A 20,166-nucleotide genomic window follows, 5' to 3' on the forward strand; every position below is an offset into this window, starting at 1 on the left:
GCACTTCGACTGAAATCACATTTGGACTTCAAAGGTCGAGACCTGAGAACGCAGATCGTTGGATCAAGCCAGTATCATGATATATTTTCAAGATTTGATGTGAGGGCAATATATTTGCACTGCTTCCCAGATTCATCTAATTTTGACAGCCATTTGATCCTCGGCTCCGCTGGCCGCCCATATCGACCCGACTAACGCACCCAAGTGAGAGCAAGCATGAACGATAGTGCGCCGGTGCGCGAAACCCAAGTTATTTCAATCGGATTACTTGCTGCGCTCGTATCTCCCGAGCTTGAGTCTTTCTCATCCGCTCTCCTTGCGGGCGGCTGGAAACAGGTCAAAGTTGAGCCTCGGCTCTCAGTTGCTCAGATTGAGCGATGGGAGAAAGTAGTTGCTGACTGCACGGTTGCTATCCACACTGGAGTTATTGGAAAGCCAGGCCAAGCACATGCTGCTATCGAGACATTTGCATTTCTCGAAAGGGCCAAGCCATCGATCGTATTTCTGTGCGGAATAGCAGGCTCGTTGGACAAGGAGAATATCAAGAAAAAGGATGTTGTTGTCGGTAAGCATGTCTATTGGAAAGGGGAGGATAGAAAAAAAGATGGCAATCCTTGCTTCGAATATCGTCCAGTAGATCATAAGCCGCCAAATTTTGATGCCGATATTATGAATCGGCTTGAAATGTCCGTATCAAGACTGAATGCAGCTGGAGAGCTTTCTAATGGGGCTTTTGGTGTCCATGTGGGGGAAATTTTCTCCTGGGACTATGTTACCAATGGGCCAATGGTGACGGCAAGTATATTGGCTAATCACGATAAGGCGGTTTGCGTTGAAATGGAAGCCGGTGGGTTTCTTAGCGCTCTGGCTCGGTACAAAAAGATAAATTCAGATAGGCCGATGGCCGGTTTTGTCGTTCGTGGCATCTCGGATTACACTGAACAAAAGGACAAGGATAAAGAAACTCGTAAATTAGCAAGTCGTAATGCTGCGGCGGTATGTGCTAAACTCGCCGAGGACGCATTTGATCCATCTGGATCAAATTTGATGGCGCAGTTAATGCCAGTAGCAGTGGCAAGTGTCTCTTTGTAGAAAGAAGAACCTTCCGCTTACCACTACCTCTCCAACCCTCCCGTCAGCGTCATCGCCTGGCGGCGGAGGTAGTGCATCAGGTCGTCGGCGCGGGAGCGGGCGAGGGCGACGTCGCCCGACGCGATGGCCTGCATCAGTTCCATGTGGTGCCAGGCGGCGGAGTTGAGGTCGCTCTCGCCGAAATAGCGGAACCAGAACCGCCGCGAATGGGTCTGCAGCGGCGCCACCACGCGGGCGGCGAAGGGATTGCACGCGGCCACCGCGACGATCTCGTCAAAGGTCTTGTCCTCGCGCAGGAAGGCATCGACATCGCCGGCGGCGGCGGCGTCCCGCATGGCGCGGGCGCATTCGCCCAGCCGGTCGCGCTCGTCGCGGCTCGCCAGATGCGCGGCCGAGCCGGTCAACAGGATCTCCAGCGCGTGGCGGGTTTCCAGCACCCGGGCGAAGTCGGCCGGGTTGATGTCGGCAACCAGAATGCCGAGGCGCGGGCGGATCGTCACCAGCCCCTCCCAGGCCAGCCGCTGGATCGCCTCGCGGATTGGCGTGCGGCCCATGTCCAGCAGCGCGGCGATGCGGCTTTCCGTCATCGCCGTGCCCGGCGCCAGCCGCAGGGTGACGATCTGCTCCTCCAGCGCGCGATAGGCGCGGGCCGCCCGGCTTTCCTCGCCCTCCTGGCTGGCGGGTCCGAGCTCGGCAGGTCCGGCGCGTTCGCCTCCGGCGGGGCTGGCGGTCATGGCGGTCTCCTCTCGCTTCCTCCCCTTGATATATCAGTCGTTGACAGAAGGGAAGGTGCGTGGGAATGTGCGCTCGACAACTGATATATCAGATGGCGGCAAGGGAGTTTCGATCATGTGGCGCGGTGTGTTTCCGGCGGTAACGACCAAGTTCACCAGCGACGACCGGCTGGACATGGCCGAGATGGAGCGCTGCTTCGCGCTGCAGGTCGAGGCGGGTGTCGACGGGCTGATCGTCTGCGGCTCGCTCGGCGAGGCGATGGCGCTCGAGGGCGAAGAAAAGCTCGAGATCCTCAAGCTGGCCAAGTCCGTCGCGGGCAGCCGCCCCGTCCTGATGACCGTGTGCGAAAGCTCGACGCGCCGCGCGGTCGCCGCCGCACAGGCTGCGGCCAAGGCCGGCGCCGACGGCCTGATGGTCCTGCCGGGCGTGCCCTATCGCTCGGCCCCGCACGAGACGCTGGCGCATCTTTTCGCGGTCGCCCGCGGGTCCGGCCTGCCGATCATGGTCTACAACAACCCGGTCGCCTACGGCGTCGACGTGACGTTGGACATGTTCGATGAGCTGGCCGGCGAGCCGCTGGTCGTGGCGATGAAGGAATCCACCGACGACATCCGCCGCGTCAGCGAGGTGATCTCGCGCTTCGGCGATCGGTTCGACGTCTTCACCGGCGTCGACAACCTGGCGCTGGAAAGCCTCGTCATGGGCGCCACCGGCTGGGTCGCCGGTCTCGTCGTCGCCTTCCCGAAGGAGACAGTGGCGATCTGGAAGCTGGCGCAGGCCGGCCGCATCGAGGAGGCGCGGGCGATCTACCGCTGGTTCCGCCCCTTGCTGGATCTCGATGTCTCGACCAATCTGGTGCAGAACATCAAGCGCGCCGAAGTGCATGCCATCGGCTCCAACGACCGCTGCCGTGCACCGCGCATGGCCCTGTCCGGCGCGGAAGCCGAGCGGGTCGACGGCATCATTCGCGCCGCGCTGGACACGCGGCCGCAGCTGCCGGCGCTCTGAGGCGAGAGCGGCGCCGGTCGGGTTCGGCCAAGGTTCGGCGACAGGATCTATTGGGGCGTGAAGGACGCATGGGCGACAGGTCCGAAGTGACCATCATCGGGGCCGGCATCATCGGCCTCGCCACGGCGGCGGCGCTGCTGGAACGCGGCCATGCGGTGACCGTGATCGACCGGGACGAGCCGGGCAGCGGCACCTCGCGGGGCAATGCCGCCGGCATCGCCTGGACGGATGTCGCCCCGCTCGCCTCGCCCGGCATCTGGCGCAAGGCGCCGGGCTGGCTGCTCGATCCGCTCGGGCCGCTCGCCATCCGTCCCTCCTATGCCCTGTCCATCCTGCCGTGGATGCTGCGCTTCGTGCAGGCCTCGCGGCCGGCTGCCTGGCGCCGCTCCATCGGCGCCATCGCCGCGCTGAATGCCGCCGCGCTGCCTGCCTGGGAGCGGCTGTGGCGGGAGAGCGGCACGCTTCACCGAGTGAAGCGCGAGGGCTGTATCGACGTTTTCGACAAGCCGGCCGAGATCGCGCGGGCACAGGCCGGCTGGCAGCTGCAGCGCGACCACGGCATCGAGGTCCGCGAGCTGAGCGGTCCCGAGCTGCGCGACATGGAGCCGGATCTCGGGCCCACGGTGGCCGGTGGCGCCTTCCTTCCCGGCTGGGTGCAGGTCGACGACCCGCACGGGATGTGCCTCGACCTTGCCGCCCATGTGCGCGCCCGCGGCGGCACCATCGAGCGCGGCGAGGTGGCGGCGATCACCCGTTGCAGCCAGGGTGTCGTGCTGCGCATGCGCGAGGGGCCGGTGCGCCGCGCGCCGCATGTGGTGCTCGCCTGCGGGGCCTGGTCGCGCCGGCTTGCCGCCGGCATCGGCGAGGACGTGCCGCTCGACACCGAGCGCGGCTACAACATCACGGTTCCCGACCCGGGCGTCTCCTTCCGCCGCTTTATCATGCTGGCCGGCTACGGCTTCGTGCTGTCGCCGCTGGCCAAGGGCCTGCGCATCGGCGGGGCGGTGGAGTTCGGCGGGCTTGAGGCCGCGCCCGACTGGCGGCGGGTCGATGCGCTGGTGGCGCGCGCCGGCAAGGTGGTGCCGAAGCTGAAGGCTGAGACCGGCGAGCGCTGGATGGGCTTTCGTCCCTCGCTGCCCGACAGCCTGCCGGTGATCTCGCAAAGCCGCCGCGTGCCGGGCCTGATCCACGCCTTCGGCCATGCCCATCACGGATTGACGCAGGCGGCGGTGACGGGCGAACTCGTCGCCGCGCTCGTTGCCGGCGAGCAGCCGGCCATCGATCTTGCCCCTTATGCGGTCGACAGGTTCTGACAGACGGTTCTTTTCTCGAGGAGGCAGCCGTGGCGCGGCATACGTTCTTCTGCATCGACGGACATACCTGCGGCAATCCGGTGCGGCTCGTCGCCGGCGGGGGACCCAACCTTGCCGGCGACAGCATGCTGGCGCGGCGGGCGGACTTCCTTGAGCGCTACGACTGGATTCGCACCGGCCTGATGTTCGAGCCGCGCGGCCACGACATGATGTCCGGCTCGATCCTCTATCCGCCGACGCGCGAGGATTGCGATATCGGCGTGCTCTATATCGAGACCTCCGGCTGCCTGCCGATGTGCGGCCACGGTACCATCGGCACCGTCACCATGGCGATCGAGGAGGGGCTTCTCGTGCCCCGCACGCCGGGCCAGGCGCGGCTGGAAACGCCCGCCGGCCTGGTGCTTGCCGACTACGAGATGGAGGGCGAGCATGTCCGGTCCGTGCGGTTGACCAACGTGCCCTCCTTCCTTGCCGCGCAGGATCTCGAGATCGATTGCCCGGAGCTCGGCCGGCTGACCTTCGACGTTGCCTATGGCGGCAACTTCTACGCGATCATCGAGCCCCAGGAGAATTTCCCCGGCGTCGGCGCCATCGATGTCGATCGGTTGGTGGCGATCAGCCCGGCGCTTCGGATCGCGCTCAACGAGGCGTACGAGATGGTGCATCCGGAGGACGGGCGCATCCGCGGCATCACCCACATCCAGTGGACGGGCCCGGCGACCCAGCCAGGGGCGGATGCGCGCAACGCGGTCTTCTACGGCGACAAGGCCATCGACCGCAGCCCCTGCGGCACCGGCACCTCCGCCCGCCTTGCCCAGCTGCATGCGCGCGGCCGGCTGAAGGTCGGCGACCGTTTCGTGCACGAGAGCGTCATCGGCTCGCTGTTCACCGGCGGGGTGAAAGCCGAGACCACCGTCGGCGGCCGGCCGGCCATCGTGCCCACCATCGAGGGCTGGGCGGTGAAGACCGGCACCTCCACCATCACGCTGGACGAGCGCGACCCCTACATGACGGGCTTTTCGGTCACCGGCACGGGGGTGAAGCTCTACCCGCGCCCGTGAGCCCGGCTTAAGCGGGTGCACAGGCGGGCGCGAAGACTGTAGGAAGGAAGCGAACCAACTCGGGATCCGATTCGCTTCATGGACTGGTCGCCCCAGCAGCAGCACGCGCTCGACGAGACGGCGCGCTGGCTAAAATCGAAAGACAAGCAGGTCTTCCGCCTGTTCGGCTTCGCCGGCACGGGCAAGACGACGCTCGCCCGCCATCTGGCGGAGGGCATCAACGGCGATGTCGCCTTCGGCGCCTTCACCGGCAAGGCAGCCCATGTGCTGCGCCAGAAGGGCTGCGACGACGCCACCACCATCCACGCGATGATCTACCGGCCGCGCGGGCGCAAGGACGAGACCGAGGACGACGAGGAAAGCCTCAGCTTCTCGATCAACCGCGACAGCATCGCCTCCAAGGCCAAGCTGATCGTCATCGACGAATGCTCGATGGTCGACGAGGATCTCGGCCGCGATCTCCTGTCCTTCGGCACGCCGGTGCTGGTGCTCGGCGATCCGGCGCAGCTGCCCCCGGTCAAGGGCGGCGGTTTCTTCACCGAGGCCGAGCCCGACGTGATGCTGTCGGAGGTGCACCGCCAGGCGCGCGACAACCCGATCGTCCACATGTCGATGCTGATCCGCGAGGGCGGCGAGCTTGAGGCAGGCCGTTATGGCGACAGCCGCATCATCTCGCGCCGTGAGATCGACGCCGCCTCGATCCTGGCCAGCGACCAGGTGCTGGTCGGCACCAACCGCACACGGCGGCTCTACAATGGCCGCATCCGCGAGCTGAAGGGCTACACGACACCGATGCCGGCGGTTGGCGACAAGCTGGTGTGCCTGCGCAACGACAAGGCCAAGGGCCTGCTCAACGGCGGGCTGTGGACCGTCGAGCGGCTGCGGCCGTCCAAGGGCAACACGCTGCGCTTCGACGTGCGCCCTGAGGACGAGGCCGCCGGCAAGGGCCGGGTGCAGGTCAAGGTGCTGCCGGGCCTGTTCGAGGAGGGCGCGGACCAGATTCCTTACGCCCTCAAGCGCCGCTCCGACGAGTTCGACTACGGCTACGCGCTCACCGTCCACAAGGCGCAGGGCTCGCAGTGGGACGACATCGTCCTCTTCGACGAGAGCTGGGCCTTCCGCGAGTATCGCGACCGCTGGCTCTATACGGCCGTGACCCGCGCCGCGCAGCGCATCACCGTGGTGCGCTGAGCGCGAGCCTCAGCCTGGGCCCCAGTCCCGCCTCACTCGCGTGGTTTTCCACTTCCGGCCGTGTGTTGTCGCGCCTCACACTGGCGCGAGGCGCACGGCGCGCGTAAGGTTCGCGCCCCGCCGGCCGGCCCCGTGCCGGCGGCCCGATTTCGTCGACAGGCACGCAAAATGACCGATCTTTCCTCCTTCGCGCCGGACGTTCCGGCCTCCCGTCCCGCGTCCGCGAAGACGGCGCTGCCGCCGGAGATTTCCGCCCGCATCGCCCGCACCATCGCGGCGGAACTCGTCTGCCGGCCGGAGCAGGTCTCTGCGACGGTGGAGCTGCTCGACGGCGGGGCGACGGTTCCCTTCGTCGCCCGCTACCGCAAGGAGGCGACCGGCGGTCTCGACGACACGCAGCTGCGCCGGCTCGAGGAGCGACTGACCTACCTGCGCGAGATGGAGGAGCGGCGCGGCGCGATCCTGCGCTCCATCGAGGAGCAGGGGAAGCTGGATGACGCGCTGGCCGGCCGCATCCACGCGGCCGAGACCAAGGCGCAGCTGGAAGATCTCTACCTGCCGTTCAAGAAGAAGCGGCGGACCAAGGCGCAGATCGCCCGCGAGGCGGGGCTGGAGCCGCTGGCCGACCTCTTGATCGGCGATCCTTCGCATGACCCGCAGGAGACGGCGGCGCGCTTCGTCGACGCGGAAAAGGGCGTTCCGGACACCAAAGCGGCGCTCGATGGCGCGCGGCAGATCCTGATGGAGCGCTTTGCGGAAGACGCGGCGCTGGTCGGGCGGCTGCGCTCGCACATGACGTCGGGCGCGGTGCTGCGCTCGCGCGTGGTCGAGGGCCAGGAGCAGGCGGGTGCCAAGTTCTCCGACTATTTCGATTATCGCGAGAAATGGGCCGACGTGCCGAGCCACCGGGCGCTGGCGCTGCTGCGCGGGCGCAACGAGGGCGTTCTGGCACTTGAACTCGCCGTCGACGAGGACGCTCAGGGCACCTTCAAGCCGGTCGAACTGATGGTGATGAGGGCCGCCGGCATCGAGGACCGGGGCCGGCCGGCCGACCGCTGGCTGGCGGAGACGGCGCGCTGGGCCTGGCGGGTCAAGCTGGCGCTGCATCTGGAACTCGACCTGATGAACGCGCTGCGCGAGAAGTCCGAGGAAGAGGCGATCCACGTCTTCGCCCGCAATCTCAAGGACCTGCTGCTGGCCGCGCCCGCCGGTCACAAGACGGTGCTGGGTCTTGATCCCGGCATCCGCACCGGCGTCAAGGTGGCGGTGGTCGATGCCACCGGCAAGCTGGTCGAGACGACGACGATCTACCCGTTCCAGCCGCGCAACGACATCGTTGGCTCGACGGCGGCGCTGAAGGCGCTGATCGCCCGGCACGGCATCTCGCTCATCGCCATCGGCAACGGCACGGCGAGCCGCGAGACCGACCGGCTGGTCGCCGATCTGCTCGGCGAGATCCCGCCGGCGAACCGCCCGATCAAGGTGATCGTCAACGAGGCCGGCGCGTCGATCTATTCGGCGAGCGAGCTGGCCGCGCGCGAGCTGCCCGGCGTCGACGTCTCGCTGCGCGGTGCGGCCTCCATCGCCCGCCGCCTGCAGGATCCGCTGGCCGAGCTCGTCAAGATCGAGCCGAAGTCCATCGGCGTCGGCCAGTACCAGCACGACGTCAACCAGACGAAGCTGGCGAAGGCGCTGGATGCGGTGGTCGAGGATGCGGTGAACGCGGTCGGCGTCGACCTCAACACCGCCTCTGTGGCGCTGCTTGCCCGCGTCTCCGGCCTTTCCGCCGGCCTTGCCGAGTCCATCGTGGCGCACCGCGAGGCGGAAGGCGCGTTCCGCGACCGCAAGGCGCTGCTCAAGGTTGCGCGGCTCGGGCCCAAGGCCTTCGAGCAGTGCGCCGGCTTCCTGCGCATTCCCGGCGGCGACAATCCGCTCGATGCCTCCTCGGTGCACCCGGAAGCCTATCCGGTGGCGAGCCGCATCGTGCAGGCCTGCGGCCGGCCGCTGTCCGAGGTGATGGGCAATGCGTCGCTGCTGAAGGGGCTCGATGCCTCGCGCTTTGCCGACGACACGTTCGGCCTGCCGACGGTGCGCGACATCCTGGCCGAGCTGGAGAAGCCCGGCCGCGATCCGCGTCCGGAGTTCAAGACCGCAAAGCTTGCCGACGGCGTCGAGACGATGAGCGACCTGCGCCCCGGCATGATGCTGGAAGGCACGGTCACCAACGTCACCAATTTCGGCGCCTTCGTCGATATCGGCGTCCATCAGGACGGCCTGGTGCATGTCTCGCAGATCGCAGACCGTTTCGTGCGCGATCCGGCGGAGGTGGTGAAGGCCGGCGACATCGTGCGGGTGAAGGTCGTGGAGGTCGACATGGCGCGCAAGCGCATCGGCCTCACCATGCGCAAGGACGGCGGCGCGGATGCTTCTGACCGGCCGCGCGGCGGTCCCGGTGGCGGCGGCGATCGGCCGAAGGGCGGACCCGGCGGCCCGCGTCGCGGCGGACCCGGCGGTGGTGGCTCCGGCGGTTCTGGCGGTTCGCGTCCCTCGCAGGGCGGTGGCGGCGACGGGGCCATGGCCGCAGCCCTTGCTGCCGCCTTCAACAAGAAGAAGCGCTGACAGGGGAGGCGGTGCATTCTCTCGGGATGTCGCCTCGCCTTCCTATGCGCCACTCTCTCCCCGGGTCTTCCCGGACGAGGCCGAAGGCCGAAGATCCGGGACCGGGGAGCCATAAAGGTAGCCTTCCGTGCCTGAGCGCTTCTGCAATCGCCCCGGCTCTCCGGCCCCGGCTCGGCGCTTGCGCGCCGTCCGGGGTGACGAAGGGAGAGGGCGGTGCGCTGGAGGACGCAAGAAGGGGCTGGCGTGACGAAGGAAGGGGCTCCCTCCTCTCGCGTTGCCCTTATTCGAACCGGGCGCCGATCTTCGGCGTGCCGGGCAGTCCCTCATAGGTGAGCGTGACGCTCAGGCCCGGCTTCATCGGATGCAGGGGGCCGATGGAGCCGACGGAGACGAGATCGCCGGGCTTCAACGCCTTGCCTTGCGCCTTCAGCACGCCGGCGATCCAGGTGACCGCGTTCAGCGGGTGGCCGAGCACGGCCTTGCCGGGCGCCGCCGACAGGGTCTCGCCGTTTGCGTCATTCGTCAGTTTCGCGGTGAAGTCGGCGAGCATGGCAACGCCCTCGGCCCCTTGCGGGATCTCGATCAGCTCTCCCATCGCGCCTTTCCACGCCCCGACATTGATCGAGGTGATGGCGGGGCCGTCGAGCTTGTCGTCCTTGCCGACGACGAGCGCGGGCAGCTCCAGGAACGGGCGCACGCCGGCGATATGGGCCAGCACCTCTTCCGGTGTCGTCGCGTCGTTGACGGCGGCATCGGCGATCTCGACCACCAGGTCCGCCTCGAACAGCGCGCGCACCGCCTCCGCCGGGCGGGCGGTGGCGTTCCCCTTGACGATCATGCCCTCAAGCAGCGTGCCGAAGACCGGCTCCGTCACGCCGAAGGCTTCCTGCGACTTGGGCGAGGTGAGGCCGGCCTTGTAGCCGACCACCGGGCCGAGATCGGTTTCCAGGCGGGCGAGGATCTTGTCTTGCGCGCACAGGGCATCCGCCATCGATCCCCCGGCAGCGACCGGCGGCGGTGTCGGGGCAGCGCTGGCACGCGCGGCCAGGAAGGCGTCGATTGCGGCATCGTCGGGACAGGCGGCCTGCGCGCTCCCGGCGACAAGAACGGTGGAGACGAGAAGCGAGGCACCGAGTGCCAGTGCCGAACGATGGGCGTGCATGTTTGATGATCCTCCCGAAGGCGCGAGTGCGCCGGGCGCAAGAGTGCCGGTGCATGGCCCGCCTTGCAAGCGCCGGGGAGGGGTCCAGCGCGGTTCACACGCCGCCGTATTGCTCCTGCAGGTAGATCCAGTAGTTGCCGAGATGGTGCTGCCAGAAGAAGTCCTTCGGGTCGGCGGGGTTGCCGCCGGGCCGGGCGAACAGCGGCACCAGCGATCCGGCCGGCGCGTAGTCGAGGGAGCGCTGCACCCGCGACAGCACCGTGTCGAGCGTCGGTGCCAGAACGGTCCCGGAAACCGGGGGCAGCACCGTACCGCCGGTCATGAACGGCTCGGGCGCAAGGCGGATGGTCCCAAGCCCGGCCTTCAGCACCGCGACCGTCTCGTGCGCATGGGCGAGCGCCGGTTCCAGCGCAGCGTCGGAAGCCATCGCCGCGGTGAGCGCCATCGCCGCGACCCGCGGATCGCTGTCCGGCATCGGTTCGCCGGCATAGGCGCGCAAGGGATTGGGCGTGTTGAGGTCGCCCGGTCCCTGCAGCGTGAAGGGCACCTGCGGCACCCATCCCTGCGCGCTGGCGATGGTCCAGCCGAAGCCCGCCATGCCGGCAATGCCGGCATAGTCGGCGGCATAGTGGTCGTTGCCGGGCTTGGCCGGGGCTAGCACGTAGGTCTTGGTAGAAAGGGATGCGAAGCCGGCAAAGGGACCGCCGGCGTGGCGCAGGAACGAGGTCAGCAGCGTTGCGATGGAGGCGCCCTGGCTGTGCCCGGTGACGAGCAGTTCGGTCCCCGGCAGCAACGACAGGCGGGCAAGGCTCGCCAGCAGCGGCCGGTCGGTGGTCAGCAGCATCAGGAGCAGGCTGAGCGTGAAGCCGAGATGGGTGCCGGCGACGACCGCGCTGCCCGTCTCGTCGCGGGCGAGATGGAAGGGAATGTCGAGCTGCGATCCGCCGATATCGAGCTTCAGGTCGAGCCGCGCATCGACCAGCGGAAACAGCAGGTCGGCGAGGATGCTCGCCTTCGTGTCGACCGTGCCGCGCACCACCACGGCGTAGCGGTTCGGATGCGCGCTGCTTCGCCAGACCTGCCACAGGTTGTCGAGCAGCGTTGGGCTTGAGGGCGACAGCTCGTCGACCCTGGACCAGCCGAATGCGGCCGGGTCCGGCGTCGGCACCGGGATCGCCGGCTCGCCGTAGATCGCCTGCGACAGCGCCAGCGCGTCGCGTGCCTCGGAAAAATCGAAACCGGAAGCGAATGCCATGCCGTCCTCCCCTGGGGTGACCACGGGTAGGATAGGGCAGAACCTCTATCTTCGGTTGCATTATTTTGTGCGAACACGCATCCGGGCGCGGGTAACAAAAAAGCCGCCGCGCCGGCGGGGCGAGGCGGCTTTCGTGCCGTGAGGGAAAAGGCCCGCAGGCCCGCCCCTTGCGCTTATTCGGCGTCGTCGGCCGAACCGGAATTGAGCAGCGAGTAGCGCTCGACGCCGATCTTCTCCAGCAGCTCCAGCTGGGTCTCGAGGAAGTCGATGTGACCCTCTTCGTCGGCCAGGAGCTCCTCGAAGAGCTTCATGGAAACGTAGTCGCCCTCGTCGTGGCAGATGTCGCGCGACTTGGCGTAGGAGGCGCGGGCGTCATGCTCGCCGGCAAGGTCGGCTTCCAGCACTTCCTTGACGTCCTGGCCGATGCGCAGCGGTGCGACCTTCTGCAGGTTCGGGTGGCCTTCGAGGAACAGGATGCGCGCGATGAGCTTGTCGGCGTGCTGCATCTCCTCGATGGACTCCGCGCGCTCCTTCTTGGCGAGCTTGGTCAGACCCCAGTCGTCAAGCATGCGGTAGTGCAGCCAGTACTGGTTCACCGCGCCGAGCTCGAGGAACAGCGCCTCGTTGAGCCGTTCGATAACCTTTGCGCTGCCTTTCATTCGATGCTCTCCTTGTCTTCCGCGTGCGCCACTGCGGCCGCACCGTCACGGTCGCTTCGGCCTTCGCGAAGCGATCAATTGCACGCAGTTTAGAATAATTCCAATCCTGTGTGAAGAGGGCTGCGGGCAGTTTGCGCGAGGAACTTGCGATTGAGCCCCCGCATTGTGGCCGCAAGGTGAACCGGTCGCACCAATCCTGCGTTTAACGCCATGTGGAAAACAGGAAGGCCCGGACATGTCGTACGCGATCGCCTATGGCGCCACGGCGCTGATCTTCTTGACGCTGGACTACATCTGGCTGGGGCACGTGGCCGGCTCCTTCTACCGCGAGCGCCTTGCCGGGCTGATGGCGGAGCAGGTGAATTTCGCGGTCGCAGGCGCCTTCTACCTCGTCTACGTCGTCGGCATCGTCGTCTTCGCGGTGGCCCCGGCGCTGCGTTCGGGCAATTGGCAGGACGCAGCGCTCTACGGCTGCCTGTTCGGCTTCTTCGCCTATGCGACCTACGACTTCACCAACCTTGCCACCTTGCGCGACTGGCCGGTCGTGGTGACGGTCGTCGACATCGCCTGGGGGACGGCCGTAACCGGCGTTTCCGCGACGGCGGGTTATCTCATCGCCCGCAATTTCGCGTAAGGCACCGCCACCCGCCCGCGCCAAACCGTCTCGCCAAGTGCCCTTGCTGCTTGCCTTTTCCGTCTCTCCCCGGCCATTGTTCCTGCAATGACGCAATGGCTTGCAGCGGAGGAACGACATGGCCATGACGGGAGATCGGGCGGGAAACGTGGCGCTGGTGACGGGCGCGAGTGCGGGTGTGGGCCGCGCCTGCGCCATTGCCTTTCTCAAGGCGGGCTATCGCACGGTGCTGACCGGGCGCCGGGGTGACAAGCTGGAAGAGACCGTGGCCATGTCCGGCGTCGATTCGGCCGGTGCCCTCTGCGTTCCCTGCGATGTCAGCGAGCCGGCGGCGGTGGACGACCTGTTCGGCGCCTTGCACGATGCGTTCGGGCGGCTCGACGTCGTCTTCAACAATGCCGGCACCACCGTTCTCGGCAAGCCGATCGGCGACCTTTCCTTCGAGGAATGGCGCAAGCTGATGTCCGTCAATCTCGACGGCGCCTTCCTGATCGCGCGCGGCGCCTTCAACATGATGCGCGCGCAGGACCCGCAGGGCGGGCGGATCATCAACAACGGCTCGATTTCCGCGCATGTGCCGCGTCCCGGCTCGGCCGCCTATACGGCGTCCAAGCACGCGATGACCGGTCTCACCCGCTCCATCTCGCTGGACGGGCGCCCGTTCAACATCGCCTGCGGCCAGATCGATATCGGCAATGCGGCGACCGACATGACGGTGCGCATGCAGGAGGGCGTCGCCCAGCCGGACGGCAGCGTGCGGGCCGAGCCGGTGATGGCGGCCGAGAATGTCGCGAGCTCCGTCCTGCACATGGCCAGCCTTCCGCTCGATGCCAATGTCCAGTTCATGACGGTGATGGCAACGACCATGCCTTATATCGGCCGCGGCTGAGCGGAGCTCTGGTCAGACGGTGAGGTGGGCGCGGACCGCGCTCTCCTCCAGTTCGTCCCGGGTGCCGGCGAGCACCACCTCGCCGCGGTCCATCACGGCGAAGCGGTCGGCCAGGTCCCGGGCGAACTCGAAATACTGTTCCACCAGCACGATGGCCATTTCGCCGGTGTCGCGCAGGAATGAGATCGCGCGGCCGATATCCTTGATGATCGAGGGCTGGATGCCCTCGGTCGGCTCGTCGAGGATCAGAAGGCGCGGGCGCATGACGATGGCCCGGCCGATGGCGAGCTGCTGTTGCTGGCCGCCCGACAGGTCGCCGCCGCGCCGCGACAGCATGTCCTTGAGCACGGGAAACAGCTCGAACACCGTGTCGGGCACCCGCCGCTGGCCGCTTGGAAGCACGGCAAAGCCCGTCTCCAGGTTCTCGCGTACGCTGAGCAGCGGAAACACGTCGCGCCCCTGCGGCACCAGGGCGATGCCCTTGCGGGCGCGCTGATAGGGCGTCATGCGGGAAATGTCCTCGCCCTCCCAGCGCACGCTGCCGGCCGAGATCGGCTGCTGGCCGGCGATCGCCCGCAGGGTCGAGGTCTTGCCGACGCCGTTGCGGCCCATCACGCAGGTGACCTTGCCGACCTCCGCGCTCAGGCTGACATCTTTGAGCGCCTGTGCGGCGCCGTAATGGAGGTCGATGGACTCAACGTTCAGCATGCAACCTCCATTACGGTCTTGCGCGTCAGTTCAGCAGCTTGCGGTTCAACAGCTGCAGCACCCGCGCCTGTTCCTCGTCCGGTCCCCCGCCCACGTCGCAGACCGCCCGGGCGATGGTGATCAGCTGGTGCAGCTCGCCCTGGTCGAGACGGCTTCTCCAGAGCTTGTGGAACCGCTGGACCGGGTCGTCGGCATTGATGACGTTCTGGGCGATCCAGTCGCAGAAGATCAGCAGCTCGTCCATGTCGCCGGGCGGGACGATCCCCTGCATTCCTTCGCGGATGACGGCCTTCGCCTCGTCCTTGTGGGCGGGCTTTTCCTTCGCCAGGCAGAAGTAGAAGGTCACCGCGGCGATCACCGGGTCCTCGATGGAGGCCAGCGGCGCGTCCTCGACCTTCTTGCGGAACTGCTTGCGCTTGTAGGCGCCGCGCATCCGCTCGACGGAATCGATCACTTCGCTCCCCGCCTCGCGGAGCATTTTCAGTCGCCAGTACCAGACCGCCACACCCACGGCGATCGTTGCGAGAAGGCCCAATAGAGGCATCATCCGTCTCCTGTCCGGTTCCCTCGACCGAGGGATACATAAACGGCAAGACGGTTGCAGTGCCACAGTTCATTGCGCGTTCCACGATCAACGGCCCAGATAGACGTCGATGACCTTCTGGTCGGACGAGACGTGGTCGAGCGAGCCTTCCGCCAGCACCGAGCCCTCGTGCAGCACGGTGACCTTGACGTCGAGCGCCCGCACGAAGGTCATGTCGTGTTCGACGACGACGACCGAATGGCTCTTAGAGATGTCGCGCAAAAGATCGGCGGTCGCCGCCGTTTCCGCATCGGTCATGCCGGCGGCGGGCTCGTCGATCAGCAGCAGCTGCGGGTCCTGCGCCAGCAGCATGCCGATCTCCAGCCACTGCTTCTGGCCGTGGCTGAGGTCGCCGGCAAGGTCGTCGCGGCGGCTGTCGAGGCGCACCAGCTCCAGCAGCGCGTCGATGCGTGCGCTCTCCTCGCGCTCGCGGCGGTGGAACAGCGTGGCGAAGGGCCCGCGCGGGGCTTTCAGCGCCAGCGCGATATTGTCCTCCACCGTGTGGCTTTCGAACACGGTCGGCTTCTGGAACTTGCGGCCGATGCCGAAGCCGGCGATCTCCGCCTCGTCGTGGCGGGTGAGGTCCAGCTTCTCGCCGAACAGCAGCGTGCCGGTGTCCGGCCGGGTCTTGCCGGTGATCACGTCCATCATCGTCGTCTTGCCGGCGCCGTTCGGGCCGATGATCGCGCGCATCTCGTTGCGCCCGATCAGGAAGGACAGGTTGTTCAGCGCCTTGAAGCCGTCGAAGGAGACGCTGACACCGTCGAGATAGAGCAGGGAGCCCGTGGCGGTCATCGTGTCACTCCGCGGCCTGGTTGCGAGCAAGAGCGGGGGCGGGGGCGATGGGCGCACCCGCCGACACGTCCGCCGGTGAGGTCTTGTCCTTGCGCTTCGGCAGGCGGGCGCGCAGCGATGCGGCAAGGCCGAGAATGCCCTTGGGCAGGAACAGCGTCACCGCGACGAACAGCGCGCCGAGCGCGAACAGCCAGATCTCGGGCAGGGCGGCGGTGAACCAGCTCTTGGCGAAGTTGACCAGCACCGCGCCGATGATCGGGCCGACAAGCGTGCCGCGGCCGCCGACCGCCACCCAGATCACCGCCTCGATGGAGTTGGCCGGGGCGAACTCGCCCGGATTGATGATGCCGACCTGCGGCACGTAGAGCGCGCCGGCAAGCCCGGCCATCATCGCCGAGACGGTCCACACGAACAGCTTGTAGTGCTCCACCCGGTAGCCGAGGAAGCGGGTGCGGCTTTCCGCGTCGCGCACCGCGATCAGCACCTTGCCGAGCTTCGAGCCGGTGATGGCGATGGCGAGCACCAGGCTTGCCGCCAGCGCCAGCGCCGAAGCGGCGAAGAGCCCGGCGCGGGTGGCGTCCGACTGCACCGAGTAGCCGAGGATGTCCTTGAAGTCGGTCAGGCCGTTGTTGCCGCCGAAGCCCATGTCGTTGCGGAAGAAGGCGAGCAACAGCGCATAGGTCATCGCCTGGGTGATGATCGAGAGATAAACGCCGGTGACGCGCGAGCGGAAGGCGAACCAGCCGAAGACGAAGGCGAGCAGTCCCGGCACCGCCAGCGCCATCACAATCGCGAAGGGGAAGGCGTCGAAGCCGCTCCAGTACCAGGGCAGTTCCTTCCAGTTGAGGAACACCATGAAGTCGGGCAGCACCGGGTCGCCATAGACGCCGCGCGTGCCGATCTGCCGCATCAGATACATGCCCATGGCATAGCCGCCGAGGGCGAAGAACGCCGCGTGGCCGAGCGAGAGGATGCCGCAATAGCCCCACACCAGGTCGAGCGCCAGCGCCAGCAGTGCATAGGTCAGGTACTTGCCCATCAGCGTCACCGCATAGGTGGGCACGTGCAGCGGGTGATCGGCCGGCAGGGACAGGTTGAGGACGGGCACCAGCACGGCGGCGGCGAGAAGCAGCGCCAGCATGGCGAGGCGGGTGCCGGTCAATCCGCCGGCAAGGAAACGAACCATCATGACGGGCGGCTCCGCGGGATGCGGGCGGGACGGGGGCTCATGCCTCCACCGCCCGGCCCTTCAGCGCGAACAGGCCGCGCGGACGCTTCTGGATGAACAGGATGATGAAGACGAGCACCAGGATCTTGGCCAGCACGGCGCCGGCGAAGGGCTCCAGGAACTTGTTGGCGACCCCGAGGCTCATCGCCGCGACCAGCGTGCCCCACAGGTTGCCGACGCCGCCGAACACCACGACCATGAAGCTGTCGATGATGTAGGACTGGCCGAGATTGGGCGAGACGTTGTCGATCTGCGACAGCGCCACCCCGGCGATGCCGGCGATGCCGGAGCCGAGGCCGAAGGTCAGCGCGTCGACCAGCGGCGTGCGGATGCCCATGGAGGCGGCCATGCGCCGGTTCTGGGTGACGGCGCGCACGTTCAGCCCGAAGCGGGTGAATTTCATCGCGGTCAAGAGCGCGGCGAAGACCGTCAGCGCGAAGACGAGGATCCACAGCCGGTTGTAGGTGATGGTCAGCTGGCCGATCTCGAAGGCGCCCGACATGAAGGCCGGGTTGCCGACCTCCTGGTTGGTGGGGCCGAAGATCGAGCGCACCGCCTGCTGCAGGATCAGCGAGACGCCCCAGGTGGCGAGCAGCGTTTCCAGCGGGCGGTTGTGCAGGAAGCGGATGATGCCGCGCTCGATGCCGACGCCGACGAGGCCGGCGACGAGGAAGGCGGCCGGCAGCGCCACCAGCAGCGAATAGTCGAAGAGGTCGGGCGCGTGGGTGCGGAACAGGTTCTGCACCATGAAGGTGGTGTAGGCGCCCAGCATCACCATCTCGCCATGGGCCATGTTGATGACCCCCATCACGCCGAAGGTGATGGCAAGGCCGATGGCGGCGAGCAGCAGCACCGAGCCCAGCGACAGGCCGAACCAGACGTTGCGGGCCGTGTCCCAGGCCGCCTGCAGCTTCTCGATGCGGGCAAGGGCGGCACCTGCCGCCTCGTGCAGTTCGCTCGCGTCGCTGTTCTGCACTGCCGTGATCATCGACAGGGCGTCGCGGTCGCCGCGCTCGGCCAGCGTGTCGATGGCGGCGATCTTGTCCTCGGTGGGGAGGTCGGAGGCGAGCACGGCGGCGGCGCGCGCCTCGCGCATCAGCTTGGCAACGCCGGCATCGGTCTCGGCGGCAATCGCCGCGTCCAGCGCCTCGATGCCCTCCGCATCCTGCGCCTTGAAGATCGCCTCGGCCGCCTGCCGGCGAGTGGTGGCATCCGCGGCGCGCAGGGTCAGTCCGCCGAGCGCTGCGCGGATCGTGCGGCGCAGGCGATTGTTGACGCGGATCTTGTCGAGCGCGCTGGAAGGGGCGCTTTCTAGCGCCTCGCCGGTCAGCGGGTCGGTGAGCGCAAGGCTGCCGCCGGCCCGCTTGCCGATGACCACGGATTTGTCGGCCTTGCGGACATAGAGATCGCCGTTGGTGAGCGCTTCCAGCGCCGGCACCACGGCGGCATCGCCGGTGGCGGCGAGCGCGGCGATCTGCTTTTCCGTATCGCTGAACGAACCTTTCCCGAGCGCATCGACGAGCGGGCGCAGGGTGGCATTGTCCTGCGCGCCCGCTGACGAGGACAGCAGCGCCAGGGGCAGCAGGGCCAGCAGCAGGGCCAGCAGCAGGGCCGGGAGAGGGCGCTTTGCGCCGGCAGGGCTCGGGGCGTGTGCGTTTACGTTCACCGATGCGTTCACTGGGGACCGTCCGGGCTGGGATGCGCAATGCGCGCTAGGAGAGGAGGGGTAAGGAGGAGGCGGATCTGCGCCCGCCTCCCTCCCCCTCTGGATGCGACGGACGGGAGCTTAGCTTCCCGACCCGCCGCACTTGCCCGTGGCCGTGTTGAAGTTTCCGCAGTTCAAGGGCTTGCGCCAGTCGGCGATCAGGTCCTTGGAGCCTTCGAGGAAGTCGGACCAGGCGTCGCCGACGACGAGGCCGGAGGTCTCCCACACGGTCTCGAACTGGCCGTCTTCCTGGATCTCGCCGATCAGCACCGGCTTGGTGATGTGGTGGTTCGGCATCATCGCCGAATAGCCGCCGGTCAGGTTCGGCACGGACACGCCGACGATGGCGTCGATCACCGCATCCGGATCGGTGGTGCCGGCCTTCTCGACCGCCTTCACCCACATGTTGAAGCCGATGTAATGGGCCTCCATGGGATCGTTGGTGACGCGCTTGTCGTCGCCGATATAGGCCTTCCACGCCTCGATGAACTCGCCGTTGACCGGCGTGTCGACGGACTGGAAGTAGTTCCAGGCGGCGAGGTGGCCGACCAGCGGTCCGGTGTCGAGGCCGGCCAGCTCTTCCTCGCCGACCGAGAAGGCGACGACCGGGATGTCCTCGGCCTTGATGCCGGCATTGCCCAGTTCCTTGTAGAAGGGAACGTTGGCGTCGCCGTTGATGGTGGAGACCACGGCGGTCTTCTTGCCGGCCGAGCCGAAGGCCTTGATGTCGGACACGATCGTCTGCCAGTCGGAATGGCCGAACGGCGTGTAGTTGATCATGATGTCTTCCTCGGCGACGCCCTTCGCCTTGAGGTAGGCCTCGAGGATCTTGTTGGTCGTGCGCGGGTAGACGTAGTCGGTGCCGGCCAGCACCCAGCGCTCGACGCCTTCCTCGTTCATCAGGTAGTCGACGGCGGGAATGGCCTGCTGGTTCGGAGCGGCGCCCGTGTAGAAGACGTTGCGCTGGCTTTCCTCGCCCTCGTACTGGACGGGGTAGAACAGCAGCGAGTTCAGCTCCTCGAAGACCGGCAGCACGGACTTGCGCGACACCGAGGTCCAGCAGCCGAACACGGCGGAGACGCCGTTCACCTGGATCAGCTCGCGGGCCTTTTCGGCGAACAGCGGCCAGTCGGACGCCGGATCGACCACGACGGCCTCGAGCTTCTTGCCGAGCAGGCCGCCCTTCTTGTTCTGCTCCTCGATGAGCATCAGCATGACGTCCTTGAGGGTCGTCTCGGAAATCGCCATGGTGCCGGACAGCGAGTGGAGGATGCCGACCTTGATGGTCTCCTCCTGGGCGAAGGCGCCGGTGACGGCAGTGGTGGCCATCAGGCCCGAAAGCGCCATGCCGGCGAAGAATTTCTTGCTGAACATCGTCATTTGTTTCCCCTCTGTCGCGTCTCCCCCGGAGGAAGAGCCACGGCACTGAGGATCAAGATGCGTGCCAGTTTTGCGCGAAGGCCGTTTGCAGCGGAAAAACGCCGGATTCGTCGCAGCTTGCGGGGGACGCAGCGTCAGTCACGCTGCGC

Annotated in this window: 18 protein-coding genes; 8 read left to right on the forward strand and 10 right to left on the reverse strand. The window is 67.0% G+C overall.

The window, feature by feature from the left end; all coding sequences use genetic code 11:
* The first annotated feature begins 216 nt into the window (after positions 1–216).
* Positions 217–1,092: a phosphorylase family protein gene (locus tag ACVJ6E_RS14015; protein WP_120269553.1), complete on the forward strand. Its 876-nt coding sequence runs from the start codon at positions 217–219 to the stop codon at positions 1,090–1,092.
* A 23-nt stretch (positions 1,093–1,115) separates the two neighbouring features.
* On the opposite strand, the gene ACVJ6E_RS14020 is transcribed toward ACVJ6E_RS14015, so the two are convergent.
* A complete protein-coding gene (locus ACVJ6E_RS14020) occupies positions 1,116–1,826 on the reverse strand; it encodes a GntR family transcriptional regulator (RefSeq protein WP_120269552.1) in 711 nt (236 codons plus the stop codon).
* A gap of 115 nt (positions 1,827–1,941) precedes the next feature.
* Here ACVJ6E_RS14020 and ACVJ6E_RS14025 point away from each other — a divergent pair, with 115 nt between their 5' ends.
* From ACVJ6E_RS14025 to ACVJ6E_RS14045, 5 genes are all read left to right on the forward strand, one after another.
* Entirely contained in the window at positions 1,942–2,835 is an 894-nt protein-coding gene (locus ACVJ6E_RS14025) for a dihydrodipicolinate synthase family protein (protein WP_120269551.1), read from the forward strand.
* A 68-nt stretch (positions 2,836–2,903) separates the two neighbouring features.
* Positions 2,904–4,148, forward strand: coding sequence for an NAD(P)/FAD-dependent oxidoreductase (locus tag ACVJ6E_RS14030; RefSeq protein ID WP_120269550.1), 1,245 nt, complete (start codon positions 2,904–2,906; stop codon positions 4,146–4,148).
* A gap of 29 nt (positions 4,149–4,177) precedes the next feature.
* Complete coding sequence (locus ACVJ6E_RS14035) at positions 4,178–5,209, forward strand: 4-hydroxyproline epimerase (RefSeq protein WP_120269549.1); 1,032 nt, start codon at positions 4,178–4,180, stop codon at positions 5,207–5,209.
* A gap of 78 nt (positions 5,210–5,287) precedes the next feature.
* On the forward strand, positions 5,288–6,400 hold the full coding sequence (locus ACVJ6E_RS14040) for an ATP-dependent DNA helicase (protein ID WP_067336400.1): 1,113 nt from the start codon (positions 5,288–5,290) through the stop codon (positions 6,398–6,400).
* Positions 6,401–6,568: 168 nt separating this feature from the next.
* Positions 6,569–9,019, forward strand: a complete 2,451-nt coding sequence (locus ACVJ6E_RS14045; protein WP_120269548.1) for a Tex family protein — start codon at positions 6,569–6,571, stop codon at positions 9,017–9,019.
* Positions 9,020–9,299: 280 nt separating this feature from the next.
* Here the strand turns inward: ACVJ6E_RS14045 and ACVJ6E_RS14050 are convergent, their stop codons facing one another.
* The 3 genes from ACVJ6E_RS14050 to bfr all read right to left on the reverse strand — a co-directional run bounded on the left by ACVJ6E_RS14050 (position 9,300) and on the right by bfr (position 12,095).
* Entirely contained in the window at positions 9,300–10,181 is an 882-nt protein-coding gene (locus ACVJ6E_RS14050; RefSeq protein ID WP_120269547.1) for a fumarylacetoacetate hydrolase family protein, read from the reverse strand.
* Positions 10,182–10,275: 94 nt separating this feature from the next.
* On the reverse strand, positions 10,276–11,436 hold the full coding sequence (locus tag ACVJ6E_RS14055; protein WP_120269546.1) for a lipase family protein: 1,161 nt from the start codon (positions 11,434–11,436) through the stop codon (positions 10,276–10,278).
* A gap of 173 nt (positions 11,437–11,609) precedes the next feature.
* Positions 11,610–12,095 carry a bacterioferritin gene (gene bfr, locus ACVJ6E_RS14060; RefSeq protein WP_120269545.1) on the reverse strand — a complete coding sequence of 162 codons (486 nt, stop codon included), beginning with the start codon at positions 12,093–12,095 and terminating at the stop codon, positions 11,610–11,612.
* A 235-nt stretch (positions 12,096–12,330) separates the two neighbouring features.
* Here bfr and ACVJ6E_RS14065 point away from each other — a divergent pair, with 235 nt between their 5' ends.
* Positions 12,331–12,729 (forward strand): DUF2177 family protein, encoded by a 399-nt coding sequence (locus ACVJ6E_RS14065; protein WP_120269544.1) that lies wholly within the window; start codon positions 12,331–12,333, stop codon positions 12,727–12,729.
* Positions 12,730–12,853: 124 nt separating this feature from the next.
* A complete protein-coding gene (locus tag ACVJ6E_RS14070) occupies positions 12,854–13,618 on the forward strand; it encodes an SDR family oxidoreductase (protein ID WP_199681333.1) in 765 nt (254 codons plus the stop codon).
* Between the two features lie 12 nt (positions 13,619–13,630).
* Here ACVJ6E_RS14070 and urtE read toward each other — a convergent pair whose 3' ends face one another.
* The 6 genes from urtE to urtA form a co-directional block, all read right to left on the reverse strand.
* On the reverse strand, positions 13,631–14,326 hold the full coding sequence (urtE, locus tag ACVJ6E_RS14075) for an urea ABC transporter ATP-binding subunit UrtE (protein ID WP_120269542.1): 696 nt from the start codon (positions 14,324–14,326) through the stop codon (positions 13,631–13,633).
* 25 nt (positions 14,327–14,351) lie between these two features.
* Positions 14,352–14,870, reverse strand: coding sequence for a hypothetical protein (locus ACVJ6E_RS14080; RefSeq protein WP_067219927.1), 519 nt, complete (start codon positions 14,868–14,870; stop codon positions 14,352–14,354).
* 87 nt (positions 14,871–14,957) lie between these two features.
* The gene (gene urtD, locus ACVJ6E_RS14085; protein ID WP_097174988.1) at positions 14,958–15,704 is read right to left on the reverse strand and encodes an urea ABC transporter ATP-binding protein UrtD; all 747 of its coding nucleotides are present in this window, start codon (positions 15,702–15,704) and stop codon (positions 14,958–14,960) included.
* 4 nt (positions 15,705–15,708) lie between these two features.
* The gene (gene urtC, locus ACVJ6E_RS14090; RefSeq protein WP_120269541.1) at positions 15,709–16,893 is read right to left on the reverse strand and encodes an urea ABC transporter permease subunit UrtC; all 1,185 of its coding nucleotides are present in this window, start codon (positions 16,891–16,893) and stop codon (positions 15,709–15,711) included.
* Positions 16,894–16,930: 37 nt separating this feature from the next.
* Positions 16,931–18,598: an urea ABC transporter permease subunit UrtB gene (gene urtB / locus ACVJ6E_RS14095; protein ID WP_491676477.1), complete on the reverse strand. Its 1,668-nt coding sequence runs from the start codon at positions 18,596–18,598 to the stop codon at positions 16,931–16,933.
* Positions 18,599–18,718: 120 nt separating this feature from the next.
* On the reverse strand, positions 18,719–20,011 hold the full coding sequence (gene urtA / locus ACVJ6E_RS14100) for an urea ABC transporter substrate-binding protein (protein WP_120269747.1): 1,293 nt from the start codon (positions 20,009–20,011) through the stop codon (positions 18,719–18,721).
* Positions 20,012–20,166 lie beyond the last annotated feature (155 nt).

This window comes from Stappia sp. G46H5W (assembly GCF_058448995.1).

What these genes read in the sequence shown, in the direction of transcription:
- ACVJ6E_RS14070 (WP_199681333.1), top strand. Translation starts at nt 12,854, where the DNA reads ATGACGGGAGATCGGGCGGGAAACGTGGCGCTGGTGACGGGCGCGAGT.
- ACVJ6E_RS14050 (WP_120269547.1), bottom strand. Translation starts at nt 10,181, where the DNA reads ATGCACGCCCATCGTTCGGCACTGGCACTCGGTGCCTCGCTTCTCGTC.
- urtE (WP_120269542.1), bottom strand. Translation starts at nt 14,326, where the DNA reads ATGCTGAACGTTGAGTCCATCGACCTCCATTACGGCGCCGCACAGGCG.
- ACVJ6E_RS14020 (WP_120269552.1), bottom strand. Translation starts at nt 1,826, where the DNA reads ATGACCGCCAGCCCCGCCGGAGGCGAACGCGCCGGACCTGCCGAGCTC.
- urtD (WP_097174988.1), bottom strand. Translation starts at nt 15,704, where the DNA reads ATGACCGCCACGGGCTCCCTGCTCTATCTCGACGGTGTCAGCGTCTCC.
- ACVJ6E_RS14030 (WP_120269550.1), top strand. Translation starts at nt 2,904, where the DNA reads ATGGGCGACAGGTCCGAAGTGACCATCATCGGGGCCGGCATCATCGGC.
- ACVJ6E_RS14065 (WP_120269544.1), top strand. Translation starts at nt 12,331, where the DNA reads ATGTCGTACGCGATCGCCTATGGCGCCACGGCGCTGATCTTCTTGACG.
- ACVJ6E_RS14025 (WP_120269551.1), top strand. Translation starts at nt 1,942, where the DNA reads ATGTGGCGCGGTGTGTTTCCGGCGGTAACGACCAAGTTCACCAGCGAC.
- bfr (WP_120269545.1), bottom strand. Translation starts at nt 12,095, where the DNA reads ATGAAAGGCAGCGCAAAGGTTATCGAACGGCTCAACGAGGCGCTGTTC.
- urtA (WP_120269747.1), bottom strand. Translation starts at nt 20,011, where the DNA reads ATGTTCAGCAAGAAATTCTTCGCCGGCATGGCGCTTTCGGGCCTGATG.
- ACVJ6E_RS14015 (WP_120269553.1), top strand. Translation starts at nt 217, where the DNA reads ATGAACGATAGTGCGCCGGTGCGCGAAACCCAAGTTATTTCAATCGGA.
- ACVJ6E_RS14055 (WP_120269546.1), bottom strand. Translation starts at nt 11,436, where the DNA reads ATGGCATTCGCTTCCGGTTTCGATTTTTCCGAGGCACGCGACGCGCTG.
- ACVJ6E_RS14045 (WP_120269548.1), top strand. Translation starts at nt 6,569, where the DNA reads ATGACCGATCTTTCCTCCTTCGCGCCGGACGTTCCGGCCTCCCGTCCC.
- urtC (WP_120269541.1), bottom strand. Translation starts at nt 16,893, where the DNA reads ATGATGGTTCGTTTCCTTGCCGGCGGATTGACCGGCACCCGCCTCGCC.
- ACVJ6E_RS14040 (WP_067336400.1), top strand. Translation starts at nt 5,288, where the DNA reads ATGGACTGGTCGCCCCAGCAGCAGCACGCGCTCGACGAGACGGCGCGC.
- ACVJ6E_RS14080 (WP_067219927.1), bottom strand. Translation starts at nt 14,870, where the DNA reads ATGCCTCTATTGGGCCTTCTCGCAACGATCGCCGTGGGTGTGGCGGTC.